Annotated in this window: 1 pseudogene; it reads left to right on the top strand. The window is 46.7% G+C overall.

Annotated elements, in window-relative coordinates:
• Window positions 1-144 precede the first annotated feature (144 nt).
• Window positions 145-538: pseudogene (locus ACTHUE_RS20015) on the top strand (ABC transporter substrate-binding protein); the annotation flags it as partial.

The following is a 538-nucleotide window of genomic DNA, read 5'->3' as shown; positions in this document are numbered from 1 at the left end:
ATATAAACACTATCCCTTCGTTTTAATGATGAAACTTTTTATTCCGAAATATGTCTACTCACTCGTTTCACTTGAAAAAAGATTCAATACCTTTTAAATTCACAAAAAGATAATGGTTATCATCATATTTTAAAGGAATGATTCATGAGATTTACGCAACTTTCTGCTTTGATTGCCACCGCAGCTTTATCAGTCGGCTCCGTATCCGCTTTTGCCAAACCCGTTCAGCTGACCGATATCCTCGGCCGTAAGGTAACTGTCGACCTGCCTGCCAAGCGCGTGGTTTTGGGCTTCTACTACCAAGACTACATGGCCATCGGCGGTAAAACCGCGCTGGACAACGTCGTCGGTTTTTCCAAAGCAGTTTGGGCCGACTGGGCGCCGCCAAGCTGGGCGGCATTCAGCAAAGCCGTGCCTAAACTGAACCAGCTTGCCGACGTGGGCGAAGTGGAAGTCGGCACTTTCTCGATTGAGAAAGTATTGGCACTGAAACCCGATTTGCTGGTTTTGGCCGAATGGCAATACAAGGCTTTGGGTT

The organism is Neisseria sp. P0021.S005, from assembly GCF_051956955.1.
The sequence above is the reverse complement of the archived record's forward strand: the minus strand, read 5'-3'. Positions and strand labels throughout refer to the sequence as shown.